Annotated in this window: 18 protein-coding genes; 13 read left to right on the top strand and 5 right to left on the bottom strand. The window is 46.0% G+C overall.

From position 1 onward, the window contains the following. The first annotated feature begins 33 nt into the window (after window positions 1-33). From fabZ to AACT21_RS09070, 10 genes are all read left to right on the top strand, one after another. Complete coding sequence (fabZ, locus tag AACT21_RS09115) at window positions 34-465, top strand: 3-hydroxyacyl-ACP dehydratase FabZ (protein WP_026027636.1); 432 nt, start codon at window positions 34-36, stop codon at window positions 463-465. A 1-nt stretch (window position 466) separates the two neighbouring features. Next, entirely contained in the window at window positions 467-1,255 is a 789-nt protein-coding gene (lpxA, locus tag AACT21_RS09110) for an acyl-ACP--UDP-N-acetylglucosamine O-acyltransferase (RefSeq protein WP_094163813.1), read from the top strand. 105 nt (window positions 1,256-1,360) lie between these two features. Then, window positions 1,361-2,509, top strand: coding sequence for a lipid-A-disaccharide synthase (gene lpxB / locus AACT21_RS09105; protein WP_017046603.1), 1,149 nt, complete (start codon window positions 1,361-1,363; stop codon window positions 2,507-2,509). 7 nt (window positions 2,510-2,516) lie between these two features. Continuing rightward, window positions 2,517-3,167, top strand: a complete 651-nt coding sequence (rnhB, locus tag AACT21_RS09100; protein WP_094163811.1) for a ribonuclease HII — start codon at window positions 2,517-2,519, stop codon at window positions 3,165-3,167. Window positions 3,168-3,248: 81 nt separating this feature from the next. After that, window positions 3,249-6,728: a DNA polymerase III subunit alpha gene (gene dnaE / locus AACT21_RS09095; protein ID WP_094124759.1), complete on the top strand. Its 3,480-nt coding sequence runs from the start codon at window positions 3,249-3,251 to the stop codon at window positions 6,726-6,728. Between the two features lie 47 nt (window positions 6,729-6,775). Beyond that, window positions 6,776-7,735, top strand: a complete 960-nt coding sequence (gene accA / locus AACT21_RS09090) for an acetyl-CoA carboxylase carboxyl transferase subunit alpha (protein ID WP_013856219.1) — start codon at window positions 6,776-6,778, stop codon at window positions 7,733-7,735. Between the two features lie 132 nt (window positions 7,736-7,867). Further along, entirely contained in the window at window positions 7,868-9,178 is a 1,311-nt protein-coding gene (tilS, locus tag AACT21_RS09085; protein WP_094123766.1) for a tRNA lysidine(34) synthetase TilS, read from the top strand. 60 nt (window positions 9,179-9,238) lie between these two features. Continuing rightward, on the top strand, window positions 9,239-9,550 hold the full coding sequence (locus tag AACT21_RS09080; RefSeq protein ID WP_026027913.1) for a c-type cytochrome: 312 nt from the start codon (window positions 9,239-9,241) through the stop codon (window positions 9,548-9,550). A 110-nt stretch (window positions 9,551-9,660) separates the two neighbouring features. Further along, entirely contained in the window at window positions 9,661-9,999 is a 339-nt protein-coding gene (glnB, locus tag AACT21_RS09075; protein ID WP_026027912.1) for a nitrogen regulatory protein P-II, read from the top strand. An 80-nt stretch (window positions 10,000-10,079) separates the two neighbouring features. After that, window positions 10,080-10,922 (top strand): endonuclease/exonuclease/phosphatase family protein, encoded by an 843-nt coding sequence (locus AACT21_RS09070; RefSeq protein WP_176430186.1) that lies wholly within the window; start codon window positions 10,080-10,082, stop codon window positions 10,920-10,922. 7 nt (window positions 10,923-10,929) lie between these two features. On the opposite strand, the gene AACT21_RS09065 is transcribed toward AACT21_RS09070, so the two are convergent. From AACT21_RS09065 to gloB, 3 genes are all read right to left on the bottom strand, one after another. After that, a complete protein-coding gene (locus tag AACT21_RS09065) occupies window positions 10,930-11,616 on the bottom strand; it encodes a YIP1 family protein (RefSeq protein ID WP_013856224.1) in 687 nt (228 codons plus the stop codon). After that, complete coding sequence (locus tag AACT21_RS09060; protein WP_094163807.1) at window positions 11,613-13,184, bottom strand: lytic transglycosylase; 1,572 nt, start codon at window positions 13,182-13,184, stop codon at window positions 11,613-11,615. Before AACT21_RS09060 ends, AACT21_RS09065 begins: the two co-directional genes overlap by 4 nt. Before the next feature lie 72 nt (window positions 13,185-13,256). Further along, on the bottom strand, window positions 13,257-14,015 hold the full coding sequence (gloB, locus tag AACT21_RS09055; protein WP_094163805.1) for a hydroxyacylglutathione hydrolase: 759 nt from the start codon (window positions 14,013-14,015) through the stop codon (window positions 13,257-13,259). Between the two features lie 36 nt (window positions 14,016-14,051). On the opposite strand from gloB, the gene AACT21_RS09050 reads away from it, so the two are divergent. Continuing rightward, window positions 14,052-14,816, top strand: coding sequence for a methyltransferase domain-containing protein (locus AACT21_RS09050; protein WP_013856227.1), 765 nt, complete (start codon window positions 14,052-14,054; stop codon window positions 14,814-14,816). Here AACT21_RS09050 and rnhA read toward each other — a convergent pair. Then, window positions 14,801-15,268: a ribonuclease HI gene (gene rnhA, locus AACT21_RS09045; protein ID WP_013856228.1), complete on the bottom strand. Its 468-nt coding sequence runs from the start codon at window positions 15,266-15,268 to the stop codon at window positions 14,801-14,803. The genes AACT21_RS09050 and rnhA overlap by 16 nt on opposite strands. A gap of 56 nt (window positions 15,269-15,324) precedes the next feature. On the opposite strand from rnhA, the gene dnaQ reads away from it, so the two are divergent. Next, a complete protein-coding gene (gene dnaQ / locus AACT21_RS09040) occupies window positions 15,325-16,068 on the top strand; it encodes a DNA polymerase III subunit epsilon (RefSeq protein ID WP_013856229.1) in 744 nt (247 codons plus the stop codon). An 8-nt stretch (window positions 16,069-16,076) separates the two neighbouring features. Beyond that, window positions 16,077-17,327: a TIGR03503 family protein gene (locus tag AACT21_RS09035; RefSeq protein WP_176430185.1), complete on the top strand. Its 1,251-nt coding sequence runs from the start codon at window positions 16,077-16,079 to the stop codon at window positions 17,325-17,327. Window positions 17,328-17,420: 93 nt separating this feature from the next. Here AACT21_RS09035 and fadE read toward each other — a convergent pair whose 3' ends face one another. After that, entirely contained in the window at window positions 17,421-19,865 is a 2,445-nt protein-coding gene (fadE, locus tag AACT21_RS09030; protein WP_017046613.1) for an acyl-CoA dehydrogenase FadE, read from the bottom strand. Window positions 19,866-20,143 lie beyond the last annotated feature (278 nt).

The following is a 20,143-nucleotide window of genomic DNA, read 5'->3' as shown; positions in this document are numbered from 1 at the left end:
AGGAATATGACTTTGACGACTGAAACGAAAACGATGCACATCACTGAAATTCAGAGGCTGCTTCCTCACCGTTACCCATTTCTGTTGATTGACCGTGTAATTGACTTTGAAGAAGGCAAATACCTTGTTGGCTTGAAAAATGTGTCAGTTAATGAACCTCAGTTCACTGGTCATTTTCCGCAGTTACCTATTTTTCCAGGTGTACTGATTTTAGAAGCAATGGCACAAGCAACGGGCCTATTAGCATTCAAAACCTTTGGTGCACCGAAAGATAACGAATTGTATTACTTTGCTAGTATTGATAATGCGAAGTTTCGTAAACCTGTAGGCCCTGGTGACCAACTGATCATCGAAGTGCAGTTCATTAAAGAGCGTCGTGGTATTGCGTTGTTTAATGGCGTAGCGAAAGTTGATGGTGAGGTTGTGTGTTCAGCTGAAATGAAATGTGCTCGTAGAGAGTTTTAATATGATTCATAAAACTGCACAAATCCACCCAAGTGCGGTGGTTGAAGATGGCGCTATCATCGGAGCTAACGTCACTGTTGGTCCATTTACTTACATCACCTCTGGGGTAAGCATTGGCCAAGGTACGGAAGTGATGTCGCATGTGGTCATCAAAGGAAACACCGTCATTGGTGAAGAGAACCGTATTTTCCCTCACGCCGTCATTGGCGAAGAGAACCAAGATAAGAAGTATGGTGGTGAAGATACGCGAGTTGTCATTGGTGATCGCAATGTTATTCGTGAAGCGGTGCAAATTCACCGTGGTACTATGCAAGATAAAACACAAACAGTTGTTGGCAACGACAACCTATTGTGTGTGAATGCCCATATTGCGCACGATGTGATTGTTGGTAATCATACGCACATTGGTAACAACGCAATTCTTGGCGGCCATGTGACGGTCGGTGACTATGCCGGTGTTATGGCGTTGTCGGCGATTCATCCTTTCTGTAGCGTTGGTGCTTATGCCTATATCGGTGGTTGTTCTGCTGTTGTGCAAGATGTCCCTGCTTACGTGTTAGCACAAGGTAACCATGCTTCACCATTTGGCCTTAACCTTGTTGGTTTGAAGCGAAATGGTTTTGAAAAAGCCGAAATTCGCGCGCTACAAAAAGCGTATAAAGAGATTTACCGATCAGGTAAAACGCAAGCAGAGGTCTTACCTATATTGGTTGAGATGGCGAAAGAGTACCCATCGATTCAGCGTTTTACTGATTTACTAGAAAAAACTGAGCGTGGCATTATTCGTTAGTTCGCCACTGAGTTTTGATTAATATCCGAAGATCGCTACTTGTTTAGCGATCTTTTGTCTTTTTGACGCCGCATAACGGCTGAGCGGATTCTGTTAGGAAACGATATGCACTCACATGAAAATCCCCTAAGAATCGGTATTGTTGCCGGAGAGCTTTCTGGCGATACATTAGGAGAAGGCTTCATTCAAGCCATCAAGCAGCAATACCCCAATGCACAATTTGTCGGTATTGGCGGCCCTAAAATGATTGCTCAAGGTTGTGAATCTTTATTTGATATGGAAGAGCTAGCCGTGATGGGGCTGGTTGAGGTGCTTGGCCGCTTACCGCGTTTACTGAAAGTTAAAGCGCAGTTGGTGAAGTATTTTAAAGCCAATCCGCCGGATGTGTTTGTTGGTATTGATGCACCAGATTTTAATTTACGACTAGAGCTTGATCTCAAAAAAGCGGGCATCAAAACCGTCCACTACGTGAGCCCATCTGTATGGGCATGGCGTCCCAAACGTATTTTTAAAATCGATGCGGCGACCGATTTAGTGTTGGCATTTCTTCCGTTTGAAAAAGCGTTTTACGACAAGTATCAGGTTGCGTGCGAATTTGTCGGCCATACACTGGCCGATGCCATTCCACTGCAACCCGATAAAATCGCCGCTCGTGAACTGTTGAAATTAGAGACAGATAAACAGTGGCTGGCTGTGCTACCCGGTAGCCGAGGGGGAGAAGTCGGTTTAATTGCCAAGCCATTTATTGAAACATGTCGACAAATCAAACAGAAATACCCTGATATTGGTTTTGTTGTAGCTGCCGTCAATCCCAAACGTAAACAGCAGTTTGAAACCATTTGGCAGGAGATCGCCCCTGAGCTCGATTTTGTTATTATTGAAGACACCGCGCGTAATGTCATCACGGCTGCAGATGCTGTGCTGCTTGCCTCTGGCACAGTCGCACTGGAATGCATGTTGCTCAAACGGCCGATGGTGGTGGGATACAAAGTGAACTGGCTCACCGGATGGTTGGTTCAGAAGCTTGCGATAACCGAATTTGTTTCACTGCCCAATATTTTAGCCGGAGAAGAACTGGTTCCTGAGTTCATTCTTGATGAATGCGACCCGCAACATCTGTTTCCTGCGGTCGATAGCATGCTCAGCCGTGATAATTCCTCTTTAATTGAACGTTTTACTGAAATGCATCACTGGATCCGCAAAGGTGCGGATCAACAAGCCGCCAAAGCGGTTTTAAGCTTGATTAACCATTAACCAAACCATTAAGCGATTGAAAAATAACGAGAGGAAAATAGACAAGATGGCAGAACAAACACTGACTCCTTTTGAATACCCTAAGGGCTATGTTTTGATTGCAGGAGTGGATGAAGTTGGTCGAGGTCCATTAGTGGGCGACGTAGTGACTGCCGCAGTAATCTTGGATCCGAATAATCCGATTGAAGGTTTAGCCGACTCGAAAAAGTTATCAGAAAAAAAACGCCTAGCGCTTTTTCCTGAAATTCAACAAAAGGCGCTCGCTTGGTCTGTTGGCCGCTGTTCACCAGCTGAAATTGATGAGCTTAATATTCTTCAAGCGACTATGGTGGCGATGCAACGCGCGATTGCAGGTCTAGCGATTCAACCTGATTTGGCTTTAATTGATGGCAACCGTGTCCCACAATTACCGATGCATGGTATCGCAGTCGTCAAGGGTGATATGCGTGTGGCGCAAATCAGCGCCGCCTCAATCATTGCTAAAGTGGTACGCGATAAAGAGATGGAAGCGCTCGATAAATTGTACCCACAATTTGGCTTTGCTCAACATAAGGGCTATCCAACTAAAGCGCATTTTGCCGCGATCGAACAACATGGCGTCATCGCAGAGCACCGTAAAAGCTTTAAGCCAGTGAAACGCGTGCTGGGAATTGACTAATTGCGGGTGTCAGCCACGAGCAGATTCGCGTAGAATAACCGCCAAATCTTGTACCAAACCTAGCATCTAGGATTTTATTGCATGCCAGAACCAAAGTTTGTCCACCTTCGTGTCCACAGCGACTTTTCTATGATCGATGGCTTGTCCAAAGTGCCACCGCTTGTGAAAAAAGTGGCCGAGATGGGGATGCCTGCCGTAGCGTTGACCGACTTCACGAACTTATGTGGTTTGGTCAAATTTTATGGTACCGCTCATAACTGTGGGGTAAAGCCGATTATCGGTGCAGATTTTGTCATGCAATCCGAGGAGTTTGGTGATGAGCTCACCAAGCTGACGGTTCTAGCGAGTGATAATGTTGGTTACAAAAATCTGACCTTACTGATCTCCGATGCTTATCTACGCGGTCATGTGCAACACCTACCTGTGATTGATAAAGCGTGGCTAGTGAAATATGCCGAAGGCTTGATTGTGCTTTCGGGTGGAAAAAGTGGTGAAATAGGCAAAGCACTGCTTAAAGGTAATCAGGCGTTAGTCGATAAATGTGTCGAGTTTTATCAAACTCATTTTGTCGATCGTTTTTACCTTGAATTGACTCGCACAGGGCGAGCCGACGAAGAGAGCTATCTGCACTTTGCTCTAGAATTAGCTGAAAATAACGATCTGCCCGTCGTTGCAACCAATGAAGTGGTGTTTCTCAGCGAAGAGTTTTTTGAAGCGCATGAAATTCGAGTAGCGATTCATGATGGCTACACCATGGAAGATCCTCGTCGGCCAAAAAATTACAGCCCACAGCAATATTTGCGCTCCGAAGCGGAAATGTGTGAGCTGTTTGCCGACATTCCTGAAGCGCTGCAAAACAGTGTTGAGATTGCCAAACGGTGTAATGTTACCGTCCGTTTGGGGGAATATTTCTTGCCCGCCTTCCCAACGGAAGGAATGAAAGAAACCGAATACTTGGTGATGAAATCACAAGAAGGCCTTGAAGAGCGTCTTGAATTTCTGTTCCCCGATCCTGATGTTCGCGCACAACGTCGCCCTGAATATGATGAACGGCTGCAAATTGAGCTCGAAGTAATTAATAACATGGGATTCCCCGGTTATTTCTTGATTGTGATGGAGTTCATCCAGTGGTCAAAAGATAACGATATTCCGGTGGGACCGGGACGCGGATCGGGTGCGGGTTCATTGGTGGCTTACGCGCTCAAAATTACCGATTTAGATCCACTACAATATGATTTACTTTTCGAACGTTTCTTGAACCCAGAACGGGTCTCAATGCCCGATTTTGACGTCGATTTCTGTATGGATAAACGTGACCAAGTTATTGATCACGTTGCTGAAATGTATGGTCGTGATGCGGTATCACAGATCATCACCTTTGGTACTATGGCTGCCAAAGCGGTCATTCGTGACGTGGGACGCGTGCTTGGTCATCCGTTTGGATTTGTCGACCGCATTTCAAAGCTTATTCCACTAGATCCAGGAATGACACTCGAAAAGGCGTTTAAGGCTGAACCCGCGTTACCTGAGCTGTACAACAATGACGAAGACGTCAAAGAGCTGATTGATAAGTGCCGAATTCTAGAAGGTTGCACGCGTAACGCTGGTAAGCATGCGGGTGGGGTGGTGATCTCCCCAACCACAATTACCGACTTTTCGCCGATTTATGCGGATGCTGAAGGGCATTTCCCCGTTACTCAATTTGATAAGAACGATGTTGAAACCGCAGGCTTAGTCAAGTTTGACTTCTTAGGTCTACGTACCTTAACCATTATCGATTGGGCACTAGGGCTGATTAACCCGCGCTTACAACGAGAAGGCAAAGAGCCCGTTCGTATTGAAGCTATCCCGTTAGAAGACCCAGTTTCATTTCGTGTATTGCAAAATTCTGAAACCACCGCGGTATTCCAGTTAGAATCGCGCGGCATGAAAGATCTGATCAAACGTCTCCAGCCAGACTGCTTCGAAGATATCATTGCACTAGTGGCCCTGTTTCGCCCTGGGCCTTTGCAATCGGGTATGGTGGATAACTTTATCGACCGTAAACATGGCCGAGAGGCGATCTCCTACCCAGATGAAAAATGGCAACATGAGTCATTAAAAGAAATTCTAGACCCAACCTACGGCATCATCTTGTACCAAGAGCAAGTGATGCAGATCGCCCAAGTCCTAGCCGGATACACACTGGGCGGCGCGGATATGCTACGCCGTGCGATGGGTAAGAAAAAGCCAGAAGAGATGGCCAAGCAGCGGGCGATTTTTGAAGAAGGTTCGATAAAAAACGGCGTGGATGGCGAATTGTCGATGAAAATCTTCGACTTAGTAGAAAAATTCGCCGGTTACGGGTTTAACAAATCGCACTCTGCGGCTTATGCTCTGGTTTCTTATCAAACCTTATGGTTAAAAACCCACTACCCAGCCGAATTTATGGCGGCAGTAATGACGGCCGACATGGACAACACCGAAAAGGTGGTTGGCTTAGTGGATGAATGTTTACGCATGAATCTTAAAGTGTTACCACCGGATATTAACGCCGGCTTGTACCGCTTTAACGTCGATGAAAATGGCGCGATTGTCTATGGTATTGGCGCGATCAAAGGTGTGGGTGAAGGGCCGATTGAAGCGATTTTAGAAGCGCGCACAGCAGGCGGCTATTTTAAAGATTTGTTTGATTTTTGCGCCAGAATTGATCTGAAAAAAGTCAATAAGCGTGTGATTGAAAAGCTTATTTATGCGGGTGCTTTGGATCGTTTAGGCCCACACCGTGCTGCCATGATGGCCTCATTAAATGATGCTGTGAAAGCGGCCAGCCAATTCCACCAAGCTGAAGCCTTTGGTCAGGTTGATATGTTTGGTGTATTGACTGATGCGCCAGAAGAAGTAGAACATAAATATACGCAAGTCCCCGAGTGGCCTGAGAAAGTTTGGCTTGAAGGTGAGCGCGATACATTGGGCCTTTATTTGACCGGGCATCCAATAAACGCACATATTAAGGAACTTGCGAAGTACACCAGTTGTCGACTAAAAGATGCCACACCAACGCGACGCGATCAATCCGTCACTTTAGCGGGGTTAGTGATTGCTGCTAAAGTCATGACCACCAAGCGTGGTACGCGGATTGGCATCATGACGTTAGATGATCGTTCAGGACGTATGGAAGTGATGTTATTCTCTGATGCGTTAGAGCGGTATGCAGAGCTGTTAGAAAAAGATAGAATTTTAGTGATTTCTGGACAGGTCAGCTTTGATGACTTCAATGGTGGCCTTAAAATGTCGGCGCGCGAAGTCATGGACTTGGGCAGTGCGCGTGAAAAATATGCCCGTGGCTTGTCGATATCGATTGAACAATCACAGATAGACAGCCAGTTTTTTGAGCGCTTTAGTCAGATCTTAGAGCCTCACCGAGCAGGGACTATACCTGTCAATGTATACTACCAACGCGCAGAGGCGAGAGTGCGACTCACTCTTGGTACGCAGTGGCGTGTAACCCCAAGTGATACATTGTTAGACGAATTGAAACAGCTACTTGGCAAAGATCAGGTAGAACTCGAATTTAACTAAAATTTGGCGTCAAATATGTTGAACGCTGAGTATAAAAGGATCGGTAGATGAGCCTAAATTTTCTAGAATTTGAAAAACCAATTGCTGAACTTGAGGCTAAAATTCAGGCGCTACGCGACGTGTCTCGCCATGGTGGTGATAAGTCCGTTGATCTCGACAAAGAGATCGAACAGCTAGAAAAGAAAAGCTTAGAGCTTAAGAAGAAAATCTTTGGTGATTTAGGGGCATGGCAAGTAGCTCAATTGGCACGCCATCCACAACGCCCTTACACGCTTGATTACATCAACCATGTCTTTACTGAGTTTGACGAGTTGGCTGGTGATCGCGCTTTTGCTGATGACAAAGCGATTGTCGGCGGCATTGCTCGTTTAGAAGGACGTCCGGTGATGGTGATTGGTCACCAAAAAGGACGTGAAACGAGAGAGAAAGTAAGACGTAACTTCGGAATGCCAAAACCAGAAGGCTATCGCAAAGCGCTACGTTTGATGAAAATGGCTGAACGTTTTGGCATGCCTATTATTACCTTCATTGATACCGCAGGTGCTTATCCTGGTGTTGGCGCTGAAGAACGTGGCCAATCTGAAGCGATTGCTACAAACCTAAAAGTGATGTCAGGCTTGAAAGTGCCTGTAATTTGTAATGTTGTTGGTGAAGGTGGCTCTGGTGGTGCTTTGGCGATTGGCGTGGGTGACTACGTGAACATGCTGCAATATTCCACTTACGCGGTAATTTCGCCAGAAGGGTGTGCTTCAATCTTGTGGCGAGATTCAGATAAAGCGCCGCAAGCGGCTGAAGCGATGGGCTTAGTCGCTCCTCGCTTAAAAGAGCTTGAGCTGATTGATGAAATTATCGAAGAACCATTAGGTGGCGCGCATCGCGATCCAATACAAATGGCCGCCAACATGAAAGCAACACTGCTAAAACAGCTTGCTGATTTAGAGCCGCTGAATGAAGAAGCATTATTGGCTCGTCGTTATCAACGTTTGATGAACTACGGCTACTGCTAAACAGCAGAGCGAACAATAAATAAAAAGGGTTGGATTCTGTCCAGCCCTTTTTTATCAGCCCGATTTCAGGACTGGTTTGCTTGGCGCGTTTCAAGGTAAACTGGCATCAATTCCTCTTAGCACTGAAAACCCATGTCTGAACTTTATTCGCTATTTTCACACGTTATCAATCGTCATCGCTTAGCAAGCAGCCAATTAGTCTTGGGTTTTAGTGGTGGCATGGACTCGCGGGTGATGCTTGAACTATTGGCGCAATATCGTGACGAAACCTCCTGTGAGTGCTGTGCTGTTTATGTTCATCATGGATTAAGTCAACATGCCGATGAGTGGGCCAAACAGTGCCAGCGCTGGGCCCAACACGCCGCGATCCCTTTTTTTATTGAACGGGTGCAACTCGATACCGCTAGCGGTGAAAGTGTGGAGTCATTGGCGCGTACGGCGCGTTACCAAGTTTTAGCGAAATACATTAACACTGACGATTTGTTGCTAACTGGACAGCATAGCGATGATCAGATCGAGACATTTTTGCTCGCGTTAAAGCGTGGTAGTGGACCCAAAGGACTCTCTTCGATGGCACAAGCGATGCCATTTGGCGCGGGGAAAATCGTCCGTCCTTTGCTTGCGGCGACTCGCGTACAGATCGAAAGCTTTGCCGTAACCCAGAATTTGGATTGGGTCGAGGACGAAAGCAACCAAGATACCCGTTTTGATCGTAATTTTATCCGCCATCACATCACGCCAGTTCTTACGCAGCGCTGGCCGCATATTCACCAAGCGGTTGCTCGTAGTGCGACATTGTGTGCTCAGCAGCAGGTGTTGCTTGAAGAGCTGCTACAAGAGGCAATGCAAGAGGCAAAAATGCCTGATGGTAGTTTATCAATTACCGCGCTTTCTCATCGCAGCGAATTAGCACGCTATCAATTGCTAAGAATGTGGCTTGCTCAATTGGGGGAGCCAATGCCGACTCAAGAACATTTGGCGATGATTTGGCAACAAGTGGCGTCTGCGCGTATTGATGCGAATCCTCGGCTTAAACTAGGGCAAAGTGAGATCCGCCGCTTTGACCAAAAGCTATATTGCATCCAAACTTATCAAGACATTTCAGATTGGCAGGCGATGATTGTGCCCGATCAATCATTAACCTTGCCTGATGGACTAGGTAATCTGACGTTATCGTCTCATGGTGCTAGCAAGGGAATAGCCTTGCCTGATGATTGCCATCAATTAAGCGTTACGTTTAATCCTGAAGGGCTGGCAGCATGCCCTGTCGGACGAGTGGGAAGTCGAAAGCTAAAAAAATTGTTTCAAGAGTATGGCGTGCCGAGTTGGCTACGACGAAGAACGCCAATATTGATGCATCGGAATCAAGTGGTTGCGATTGCAAATTTATTTGTTGATCGTGACTTCAGTGGGCAAGATTGTGAACTCATCTGGGACAAATGAACGCTTTTCATGCAAAATTCGTATAAAACATACAATGAATATGGACATAAAGGTGGAGCAATGAAAAAAGTCGCGATTGGAATAGTTATGGGTTTTACGTTGTTAGCGGGAAGCGCGTTTGCTGGAGACCCAGCCGCAGGGCAAGCCAAAGCGGCTATCTGCGCGGCGTGTCACGGCGCAGACGGGATTGCCCTTATTCCGGGATATCCAAATCTAAAAGGGCAAAATGAGCAATACCTTATCTCATCAGTTAAAGCCTACAAGAATAAAGAGCGTAATGGTGGTTTAGCCGTCGTAATGCAAGCGCAAGCGGCAATGCTCAGTGATGCCGATATTGAAAACTTAGCGGCCTATTTCGCAAGTCTTAAGTAAATGACAGTGAACGGGTTTCAATCAGCCCAAGCGTTGCTTGGGCTTTTTATTGATTGTTTTTTTTTGCTAGCAGATAATGCCACCAATTGACGAAAGTGTAAGGGATGAACATGAAAAAAATCGAAGCCATTATTAAGCCATTTAAACTTGATGACGTCCGCGAAGCGTTAGCTGAAGTTGGGATCACGGGTATGACTGTTTCTGAAGTAAAAGGATTTGGTCGTCAGAAAGGGCATACTGAATTGTACCGTGGCGCTGAGTACATGGTGGATTTCTTACCTAAAGTGAAGCTTGAAATTGTGGTGACTGACGATGTCGCTGATCGCTGCGTTGACACCATTATTGATACGGCGCAAACGGGAAAAATTGGTGATGGTAAAATTTTTATTACCAATATTGAACGAGTGGTACGAATTCGTACCGGTGAAGAAGACGAAGACGCTATTTAGCCGTACACCGAGAAGAAGGGAGCCAATGGCTCCTTTTTTGTCTCTTTATTAATGCATCCCTACCAATTTTGTTGAACGTTATGAAAAGAAAATATCTGCTTGTTTTGCCGCTGTTGCTGATTACCGCGGCTGTGGTTAGTTTTTTCTCTATTTTTACTATTCCTTCAACGCCGCAATTGTTGACTATTGATGGGAAAAACGCTTCATCTCCACTGATTTGTTACGATAATCCAAACGCTCGCGCAATTGATGTGCGTGGTCAGCTTAATGTACTGGTTTGGAATATCTATAAACAAAATAGAGCAACATGGCAAAGTGAGCTGGATAAATTCAGTCAAGATGCCCAATTGGTGTTGCTACAAGAAGCGAGCATGACCTTGTCATTGAAAGAGTGGATCAGCCAAAAGCAGTGGGGGGGGACGCAAGCGGATGCTTTTCGTATTTTTGGTGAATCAGCCGGAGTGTTAAATCTTGGCAGGCAGATGCCAGTATTAGCGTGTGCTTACACCGAATTAGAGCCTTGGTTGCGCTTACCCAAATCGGCGATTTACGCCCTGTATCGTTTAAGTGATGGTCAGACTCTGGCGGTTGTAAACCTGCATGCAGTGAACTTTACCTATGGAACGCAAGAGTATACCAATCAGCTGGAAGCGTTACTCGTTCAATTAAAAACACATCAAGGGCCGGTGATTGTCGGTGGCGATTTTAATAGCTGGAGTCAAGCAAGAATGGACACATTAACCACTGCATTAAATCGTGTGGGTTTGAAGGAAGTGTTGTTCGAACCCGATCACCGTGTTCAGTTTGTGACGGGCTTGGTGCTTGATCATCTTTTTTATCGTGGTTTAACACTGCTCAATGCAAAAGCGCCCGTAACGGACGCTTCTGATCATAACCCACTATTGGCGAGTTTTAGTTTATAACCACTTTCTAACTGATGGCGATGTACAGCGCCCAAATCAGGTAATAGCCAATCCAAGGCAGCGCCGAAATCACCAGAGCTTGGCCGCGTTCCAGCTCTGTCCATGCGCCCACCGCCGCGTAGCCAAGTACGATGTACCAAGGCAAAAGCAGTGGGAAGGAGCTGGCAAATTGAGACCAATCATTAGTCAGTGGCAACTTAATTAGGCCATTTAAACTATTAAGGTCAGCAGCGTAAGTCATCACGTGGCCATGTTTGAGTAATAAGCTCGCGTAACTGGCGAGATCGCCCAACACGGCTGGGAAAGTGATGACAGCACTTGCGGCAAACCAACGCCAGAAACCGTGCTGATGTTGGCTCTGCTTGGTCGCCAAATTGAACCACAATGCCAACATGAAAATCGTTAGCGTGCGGCCTACCACATCACTGATAATTTCGCTTGCCATCAAGGTGTTGGCATCTAACATTTCAAGCTGAGCGGGGTTGATCATAGCCAACTGCGCCGAGAGCCCAGCTTTTAACCATTCAAGGTTAACCACGTCAAAATAAGCCCCCCAAAATAGAAAGGGACTCAGGATTAAAAAGAGATAAGGTTGCCAACCCCACATGCCGCGTTGATAAAGGGCTAAAAAACAAGACGTGGGGGAACGGAAAATATCCACCAACATGATTAACGGGTTACTGGAAGGATTCATACACTGACCTTAGTGACATCGACGTAGAGCTTGAGTTTTTGACCCGGCTTTAAGTACTTTTGGTTTGCAAGCTCGTTCCATTTTACAATGTCGAGGCTTTTGACTTTAAACTTATTAGCGATGGCGCTGAGTGTATCGCCGCTACGCACTTGATAAAAGACAGTGCGAATGATGGCGCCCTCACTGCTATTTTTCCAAATGACCAGTTTTTGGCCAATCTTCAACGTGTCTCTTGGCCCCATACCGTTCCATTTTGCTAAGGACTGATGGGAAACATTGTGCTGTTTGGCAATGCTCCATAAGCTATCACCTTTGGCTACCGTATGAGACAGCTTATACTGACCACGGGCCATCGCTTGCGTTTTTGCCAAGCGGTTACTGGCACTGAGTGCGTATGCTTTTTCGTCTTTTACGGATGTTGGGATCATTAAATACTGCCCAACGCGAATGACGTTGCCATTGAGATTGTTGGCCGTCTGAATCACTTTGCTGGTGGTATTGTGCTGTTGAGCAATCACACTCAAGCTATCGCCGGATTTTACCTTGTAGCGTACTAACTTCATCCCCTTACCGCGATTCTCTTCAACTTTCTGAGCAAAGCGTTCCACTTTATCTACTGGGATAAGCAGTTGATGAGGTCCCGTCGGCGAGGTCGCCCATTGATTGTAAGCTGGGTTGTAACTTTGCAACTCTTTCACGCTCATTCCGGCGTAATTGGCGGCAATGGCAAGATCAAGCTGTTCTTGAGGGTCGACTAACGTTAACACTGGTTTGTTAGCAATCTCTGGGATTTCAATGCCATATTTTTCTTGATTGGCAACAATATCGGCCAGTGCGAGTAATTTAGGGACGTAGCCTGTGGTTTCATCGGGTAAATCGAGTGAGAAAAAGTCGGTTGGTTTACCAGCCTTGTGATTTTTACGAATCGCGCTAGAGATCCGCCCACCACCGCTATTATAGGCGGCAATCGCATGGCTCCAATCACCATCAAAACGCTTATTTAATGCAGTGAGATAATCCAAAGCCGCATCGGTGGCGGCGTCTACATCTCGTCTTCCGTCATACCAAAAATTTTGCTCTAGGCCATACATCTCTCCCGTGCTCGGCACAAATTGCCACAGCCCCGCAGCGCTACCGTGTGAGTAGGCAAAGGCATCAAACGAGCTTTCAACAATAGGTAAGAGTGCTAACTCAAGTGGTAAGCCGCGCTGCTCAATTTTCTCAGTGATAAGGTAAAGAAATGGCTTTGCTCGCTCGGCAACAGTTTGTAGGTGATTAGGGTGTTTAAGATACCAAGTTCGATAATAATTCACTGATTTATGATCTGGGATATCCATCGACAACTGCATTGCGATGCGCTGCCATACGTCCGCTTGCTCTTGTGGCGTGATCACTTTCGGCGTTGTATTTTTTGCAGATGACGACTTTTGTTTAGCCATCTCTTTTTGTGTCTGAATCTGAGGGCTATTTGCCTCTTTGGCATTTGGCGCTGTTGTTTGGTCTGTTGGCTGAGTGATTTGGCACCCCGCTAACAAGAGCACCATCACCCAGCTAAATTGAAATCGCATCTATCTCAGCCCTTTGACTTAATGGCTGCTGATAATACTTGGCACTTTATTGCTATGACAAGCAGCAAATCGTCAAAATTCGTTCTTCCACTCACGTAACGCGGTAAAAATTGATAGAGGATCGGTTTGTTGAGTACGATTCGCGACGGATTTCATCACACTCTCTTGCTGGGTCCGCAAAAATGGATTGATCCATTTTTCTTGGCGGATCGTGGTCGGTAATGTCGATTTCTGCTGGGCTCGGAGCCGGTTGACGGTATCTCGATACTGTTGAAGTTGGTCATTATCGGGCTCAACGGCTAAAGCAAATGCGACGTTACTTGCGGTATATTCGTGCGCGCAATAGACCTCAGTCTCTTCTGGCAATGCGGCAAGTTTACACAGTGACGTAAACATTTGCTCCATTGTGCCCTCAAAAACACGGCCACACCCTGCGGAGAACAGTACATCGCCACAAAACAGTTTATTGTCACCGACATAGCCAATGTGACCTTTTGTGTGTCCGGCGAGAGCAAGCACCATAAAGATTTCATCGAATAGTTCTAGCTGATCGCCAGCTTCAACCGCGTGCGTTAAGGTAGGAATAGGCTCATGAGCGGGACCAACAACGTTAATGCTGGGAAACTGACGAACCAGTTCTGCAACACCACCAATGTGATCATGGTGATGGTGGGTAATTAATATTGCTTCGAGCGTTAATTGATGCTTCGAGAGGTACTCAAGTACTGGTGCTGCATCACCGGGATCGACCACAGCACAACGCTGATCGCTATTTTGGATCAGCCAGATGTAATTATCATTAAATGCGGGTATGCTTTTGATCTGTAACATGAGTATCTCCAATCACCGAGGTGAAATAGGTTATCGATGAAGCCAGCGCGTAGCGAAAAAAAATTAGATAAGCCTCATTCTTGGTCCCAACTTAAAAATGGCCAGTGGGTTAGTGATTCTATTCAGACTCGGCTTGATGAATGGTGCTCTAAATTATTTGGCTATCATATGCTTAAGCTCGGTGGTTTGAGTTGTGAGCTTGCCAGTTGCAACTGCAATATTCAACACCAAGTTCATCTTGATATTGAAAACCCACTCCATACGGTGATTGCCGATAGCTACGAACTGCCTTTTCTTGAAAAGAGTTTTGATGTGGCTATTTTAGCGCACCAACTGGATTATTGTGGCGATCCGCACCGTATCTTACGCGAAGTTGATCGCGTGATGATGGATGATGGCTACATCATTATTACGGGGTTTAATCCAATCAGTTTTACGGGGATCGCAAGTTTGATGCCTTGGCGAAAACATAACTTACCTTGGAGCGGTCGTATGTTTACCGCTAACCGGATTAAGGATTGGCTGAGTGTCTTGAACTATCAAGTGATTGACTGTGACCAATATGCCCTTTTTCCGATGCAAAAATATCAACCCATGTGGGCGTGGTTGGAAAATGGTATTGGCGACTGGGCCGCTCCATTTGGTAGCCTGTATTTCATCGTAGCGCGCAAACGTACTTATCCCTTGAAACCGATTAAACCTCATTGGCGTTTTAAACGGCGTCTTTCGCCAGTTAGCCTGAACTACCGTTTATCAACTCAGAACCAAGATAAGGCCTGTGACCCTTATTCGGATGCTTGATACCCAATATCGTCTTCGGTTGGGTTTTCTGCTGCATTGCGTGCTAATTCATCGCACATTTCATTTTCACGATGACCCGCATGGCCTTTCACCCAGCGCCAGTCAATGGTGTGGCGGGCGCTTTCTTTATCAAGTGCTTGCCATAAATCGGCATTCTTCACTGGTTTTTTATCCGATGTTTTCCAACCGCGTTTTTTCCAGTTGTGGATCCACTGAGTAATACCTTGACGAACGTATTGGCTGTCTGTGGTGAGAATAACATTACATGGCTCTTTCAGTGTTTGCAGTGCAACCACGGCCGCTAACATTTCCATTCGGTTGTTAGTGGTGAGTCGGTAGCCTTTGGCTAACGTTTTTTCCGTTTCTTTGTAACGAAGGACAACCCCATAACCGCCAGGGCCAGGATTACCTAAGCAAGATCCATCCGTGAAAATTTCCACCTGTTTTGTCATGATTTGATACTATTAGGTTACGCACATTATTGGCATAGTCTGACATACATATCCTTATGAATACTAGCAGCAATTCCCAATCCCAACGTATCGTCGTTCTCGATACGGAAACCACGGGTATGAACCGTGAAGGCGGCCCTCACTATGAAGGACACCGCATTGTTGAAATCGGTGCCGTTGAAATTATCAACCGCAAGCTGACAGGCCGCCACTTCCATGTCTACCTGAAACCCGATCGTGAGATTCAGTTAGAAGCGATCGAAATCCACGGTATTACCGATGAGTTTTTGATGGACAAACCGCAATATCGCGATGTGCATCAAGAGTTTTTAGATTTCATCAAGGGGGCTGAGCTGGTGGCACACAACGCTCCCTTCGACGTCGGTTTTATGGATTACGAGTTTCGCAAGCTCGACGCTAAAATCGGTAAGACGGAGCAGTATTGCAAAGTGACCGATACGCTTGCTATGGCAAAGCGTATTTTCCCCGGCAAACGCAACAATTTGGATATACTTTGTGATCGTTATGGTATCGATAACTCACATCGTACCTTGCACGGTGCATTGCTCGATGCGGAGATATTAGCGGACGTTTATCTGCTGATGACTGGCGGGCAAACCTCGTTACAGTTCAGTGCCGGAACGCGCAGTGATGGCAGTGTGGGAGGAGAGTCAATAAAACGAGCTGTCGCAGGTCGGAAAAAGCTAAAGGTTTTGCAGGCTTGTGCCGATGAATTACAAGCACACCAAGAAAGATTGGATCTAGTCGAAAAGAGCGGAAGCTGTCTTTGGCGTCAGTAGGAGAAAATATGTTGAGGATAATGGCAGCAGTGATTACGCTGATGTGGAGTACAGGCGTTTTTGCGGTGAATTCCTCCTCGATGTCGCTGCTCGACAATCGTTTCCGTGTGGATCCAACCATTTCACAAATTACTTTTGTTGTGTATCGCGAAAAGTCATCCCAACCCGTGGTGCTTGTGCGGCCTGATGGTAAGAAATATTACGCTTGGCAACATAGCGATAATGTGCGTTGGTATCAAGAACCTACAATGGATATTATTTCAATTGATAAGCCAATGCCTGGCCCTTGGCAGGCCATAGGCAAGGTTTCCTCACAAAATAGCATCAAGCTTATTTCTCATCTGCAACTTGATACTGATCTGTTTCCTACGCGCTTATACCTTGGTGAAGTGATAAAATTTACCGCGCGATTAACCTCCGACGGTAAGCCTTTATTGTTGAGAGACTTTCTCGATAGAGTCAACTTAAAAGTGACCTTTACTAAATACGTTGAAAATGAAGAAGATCTGATTAAAGAAGCGCGTCCATTACCGGAAGTGATTGGTGAATTTGCCGATGATGGACGTGGTTTAGATGAACAGCCAGGTGATGGCATTTTCACTGTAGCGCTGCCCATCACTCCAATGCCGGGTAAGTATCGCGTTAGGATCACCTCTGGCAACGGCGTGTTTTTACGCGCCCAAGAGCAAGAGGTGCTGGTTTACCCAGCTCCAGTATCAACCACCTTTATCCAATCTCGTGTTGATGGTGCGCCACATCAAATTGTTTTTTCGGGTGAGCAAGGAATGATAGCCCCAGGCTCCATCGTTGCCCATGTCGAACATGCGAATATTTATGATGATATCTTTATTACTGAGGGGCAGTCAGAAAAAGAGGCGCTAAAGTTAAGTTTAGAAATTCCATACAATGGAAACAACGGTAACTATCGTTGGTCTGGAAAGTTGTATGCGACAGAGCTTGCCAGCCAGCGTCCACTTTACTTCCCGCTTGCTGAGCATACTTACAGCGTGGTTGATGATGTCAACATTGAGGAGACTCGCCGCTTACAGATTGAAGAAGAAATCCAGCAGCGTAAGCTTGAACAAGAGCAGTTGATTATTCAGATGAGAGAGGAAGCAACGAGCCGCAGTATTATGTTCATTGTTATTGGTAATATTGGTGCGATATTGATTGGGCTTTTGGCGTGGTTTGTGATGCGTAAGATTAAAGCGAAAAAGGCGTTGCAACCCGAATTACAGTTGAATATGCCGAAGAAATAACAAGGGATGTTGCCGAGTTGGCAACCTCTTGATTCTGTATTCCAGTCATAAAAAAGGGCGTTTAAAACGCCCTTTGACATTCAATAGATTGACTTACGCAACATCATTCATTGCCGGATATTGAGGCTTTGCGGCCAGTTCCTGTGGCGCAAAATCATCGACATTAATGGTATACAAACGATGAGCCTCAGCTTCCGTTAATAGCTGTGCTTCTTGTTCGGTTAGAATTTTTTGTTGTAAGCCAATGGCGGCCACTTCATCTAAACGCAAGAATGGACGGCGTTGATTGGTGACGCTGCACACTTTATCGAACAAAGGCTCTGCACGTAAAATGATTTCCAGTGCTTGTTCAATCTTACCCGCCGCATTATGCGCCGTTGGGGCGAGATATTGGTTGCGACCAATGCGTGAACGAGTTTCACTCGGTGTTTGCAGGATCTGCGCAACTTGGCTATCTAATTTATCACTAGGTGCTTTGCGTACTCGACCAATCGGCATCAACAATATACGAAGTACCTTACCAATCGCTTTATTCGGGAAGTTGGCTAAGAATTCATCAATGGCGACTTCCGTCTGCTTCAAACTGTCTTGCAGACCCCAATGAACCAAAGGAAGATCCTCCACGGGACGACCATCATTTTCAAAACGCTTAAGTGTGGCAGAACTGAGGTAGAGTTGGCTCAAAATATCGCCAAGGCGTGCTGACAAACGCTCTTTACGTTTGAGAGAGCCTCCCAATACAGCCATCGAAATATCAGAAAGCAGTGCTAAGTTAGCGCTGTAACGGTTTAGTTGTTGATAGTAGCGTTTGGTTGCATCATTAGTCGGTGCAGATGAACCCAAACCATCGGTAACACCAAACCAAATACTGCGCACAAGATTACTCATGGTGAAGCTGACGTGACCTGCAAGAGCGGCGTCAAATTTCTCAACGGCATCAGAATCTTGTGAATAAGCGGCGTTCATTTCTTCTAAAACATAAGGATGACAACGGATAGCGCCTTGACCAAAGATGATCATTGAGCGAGTCAGAATATTGGCCCCTTCGACGGTTACGGCAATCGGTGCACCTTGGTAGCTGCGAGCTAAAAAGTTAGCAGGACCAATACAAATGCCTTTCCCGCCCACGATATCCATTGCATCAATAATGCTGCGTTGACCACGGTGGGTACAGTGGTATTTGACTATAGCGGAAATGACCGAGGGTTTTTCGCCCAGATCAATACCAGCTACGGTTAAATTGCTCGCCGCATCCATCACATAAGCGTTACCACCTAAACGTGCTAATGGCTCTTCGACACCTTCCATATGGCCAATTGGTTGCTTAAATTGACGACGAATCCGAGCGTAAGCTCCTGTTGCTAGCGCCGCAGTTTTAATTCCGCCCGTCGAGTTAGAAGGTAACGTAATGCCACGTCCAACCGATAAACACTCTACAAGCATACGCCAGCCTTGTCCTGCCATGCTTGGTCCGCCAATAATGAAATCAAGCGGCACAAATAAGTCGTTAGCACGTGTCGGACCATTTTGGAATGGAACGTTCAATGGCATGTGGCGATTGCCAATTTCAACTCCTTTTAAGTGGGTTGGGATGAGCGCACAAGTGATGCCAAGCTCTGTTTTATCCCCAAGTAAGCCGTCAGGATCGCGCAGTTTGAATGCTAGGCCTAATACGGTTGCAACCGGGGCGAGCGTGATGTAGCGCTTGTTCCACGTTAGGCGCATCCCTAACACTTCTTTTCCTTCCCATTTCCCTTTACATACCACGCCAAAATCAGGAATTGAACCTGCATCGGAACCTGCTTCTGGGCTGGTTAATGCAAAGCAGGGAATCTCTTTACCTTCCGCTAAACGTGGCAGGTAATGGTTTTTCTGATCTTCAGTACCATAATGTTGTAAAAGTTCGCCCGGGCCTAAAGAGTTCGGTACACCAACGGTGGATGAAAGCACTCCAGATACACCCGTTAGCTTTTGTAGCACAATGGATTGTGCATAAGCTGAAAACTCCAAGCCGCCGTATTGTTTTTTAATGATCATGGCGAAGAATTTATGATCTTTTAAATATTGCCAAACCTCAGGAGGTAAGTCGGCTAATTCATGCGTAACTTGATAATCGCTAACCATGGCACACACTTCGTTGACTGGTCCATCAATAAAGGCTTGCTCTTGTGCACTTAATGTCGGCGCTGCAATTTTGTGTAGTTTGTTCCAGTTCGGTTTGCCTTTAAACAGTTCAGCTTCCCACCAAACGGTTCCTGCATCTAATGCCTCTTTTTCGGTTTGTGACATTGCTGGCAGCACTTTTTTGAACAGTGTTAATGCTTTTTCGCTAATCACGCTTTGACGGATAGAGGGAACGGCTAATAAAGCGATAGCCGCTAAATACAGCAACCATCCAATCACCCCGGTGTAATCCAGCAGGGTAAGAACCACCATGGTTACCGTTAGCGCAACTAATGCGCTAAAAAGTGACATTCTGTGGTAGAGGCACACACCGAACACGGTGAGAAAACCAAGTATAGAGAGCAAGATGTCCATAATTTCATTCCTTTGAGACTGTATTCACGCCATTGCGGCTGATTTTTGTCAGTGCATTGGGAAGTGTTGTTAGTCGTCTCGTTTGTGTAAGTGGTCTAACCAGTGCTAAGTGTAATCAAATTATTAACGAAATGTAAAACCTTGTATTGTTCAAAAAGTGATCCATGTAGGGCAAAACCTCAAAATAAACAACCCATAGAGGGCTTTCTGGAGTGGGAAGCGGGAGAAAACAACAATTCTTGAAGTCGAACTATCGACAGAAAGGATGGTTTGGGTAA

The organism is Vibrio sp. V08_P9A1T1, from assembly GCF_963874405.1.
Lineage (GTDB): Bacteria > Pseudomonadota > Gammaproteobacteria > Enterobacterales > Vibrionaceae > Vibrio > Vibrio anguillarum.
The sequence above is the reverse complement of the archived record's forward strand: the minus strand, read 5'-3'. Positions and strand labels throughout refer to the sequence as shown.

Bases quoted from the DNA above. Each gene is read 5' to 3' on its own strand.
- AACT21_RS09050 (WP_013856227.1), top strand. From the start codon at position 14,052: ATGAAGCCAGCGCGTAGCGAAAAAAAATTAGATAAGCCTCATTCTTGG.
- dnaE (WP_094124759.1), top strand. From the start codon at position 3,249: ATGCCAGAACCAAAGTTTGTCCACCTTCGTGTCCACAGCGACTTTTCT.
- AACT21_RS09080 (WP_026027913.1), top strand. From the start codon at position 9,239: ATGAAAAAAGTCGCGATTGGAATAGTTATGGGTTTTACGTTGTTAGCG.
- fadE (WP_017046613.1), bottom strand. From the start codon at position 19,865: ATGGACATCTTGCTCTCTATACTTGGTTTTCTCACCGTGTTCGGTGTG.
- tilS (WP_094123766.1), top strand. From the start codon at position 7,868: ATGTCTGAACTTTATTCGCTATTTTCACACGTTATCAATCGTCATCGC.
- accA (WP_013856219.1), top strand. From the start codon at position 6,776: ATGAGCCTAAATTTTCTAGAATTTGAAAAACCAATTGCTGAACTTGAG.
- AACT21_RS09070 (WP_176430186.1), top strand. From the start codon at position 10,080: ATGAAAAGAAAATATCTGCTTGTTTTGCCGCTGTTGCTGATTACCGCG.
- rnhA (WP_013856228.1), bottom strand. From the start codon at position 15,268: ATGACAAAACAGGTGGAAATTTTCACGGATGGATCTTGCTTAGGTAAT.
- fabZ (WP_026027636.1), top strand. From the start codon at position 34: ATGCACATCACTGAAATTCAGAGGCTGCTTCCTCACCGTTACCCATTT.
- lpxA (WP_094163813.1), top strand. From the start codon at position 467: ATGATTCATAAAACTGCACAAATCCACCCAAGTGCGGTGGTTGAAGAT.
- dnaQ (WP_013856229.1), top strand. From the start codon at position 15,325: ATGAATACTAGCAGCAATTCCCAATCCCAACGTATCGTCGTTCTCGAT.
- gloB (WP_094163805.1), bottom strand. From the start codon at position 14,015: ATGTTACAGATCAAAAGCATACCCGCATTTAATGATAATTACATCTGG.
- lpxB (WP_017046603.1), top strand. From the start codon at position 1,361: ATGCACTCACATGAAAATCCCCTAAGAATCGGTATTGTTGCCGGAGAG.
- AACT21_RS09060 (WP_094163807.1), bottom strand. From the start codon at position 13,184: ATGCGATTTCAATTTAGCTGGGTGATGGTGCTCTTGTTAGCGGGGTGC.
- AACT21_RS09065 (WP_013856224.1), bottom strand. From the start codon at position 11,616: ATGAATCCTTCCAGTAACCCGTTAATCATGTTGGTGGATATTTTCCGT.
- AACT21_RS09035 (WP_176430185.1), top strand. From the start codon at position 16,077: ATGTTGAGGATAATGGCAGCAGTGATTACGCTGATGTGGAGTACAGGC.
- glnB (WP_026027912.1), top strand. From the start codon at position 9,661: ATGAAAAAAATCGAAGCCATTATTAAGCCATTTAAACTTGATGACGTC.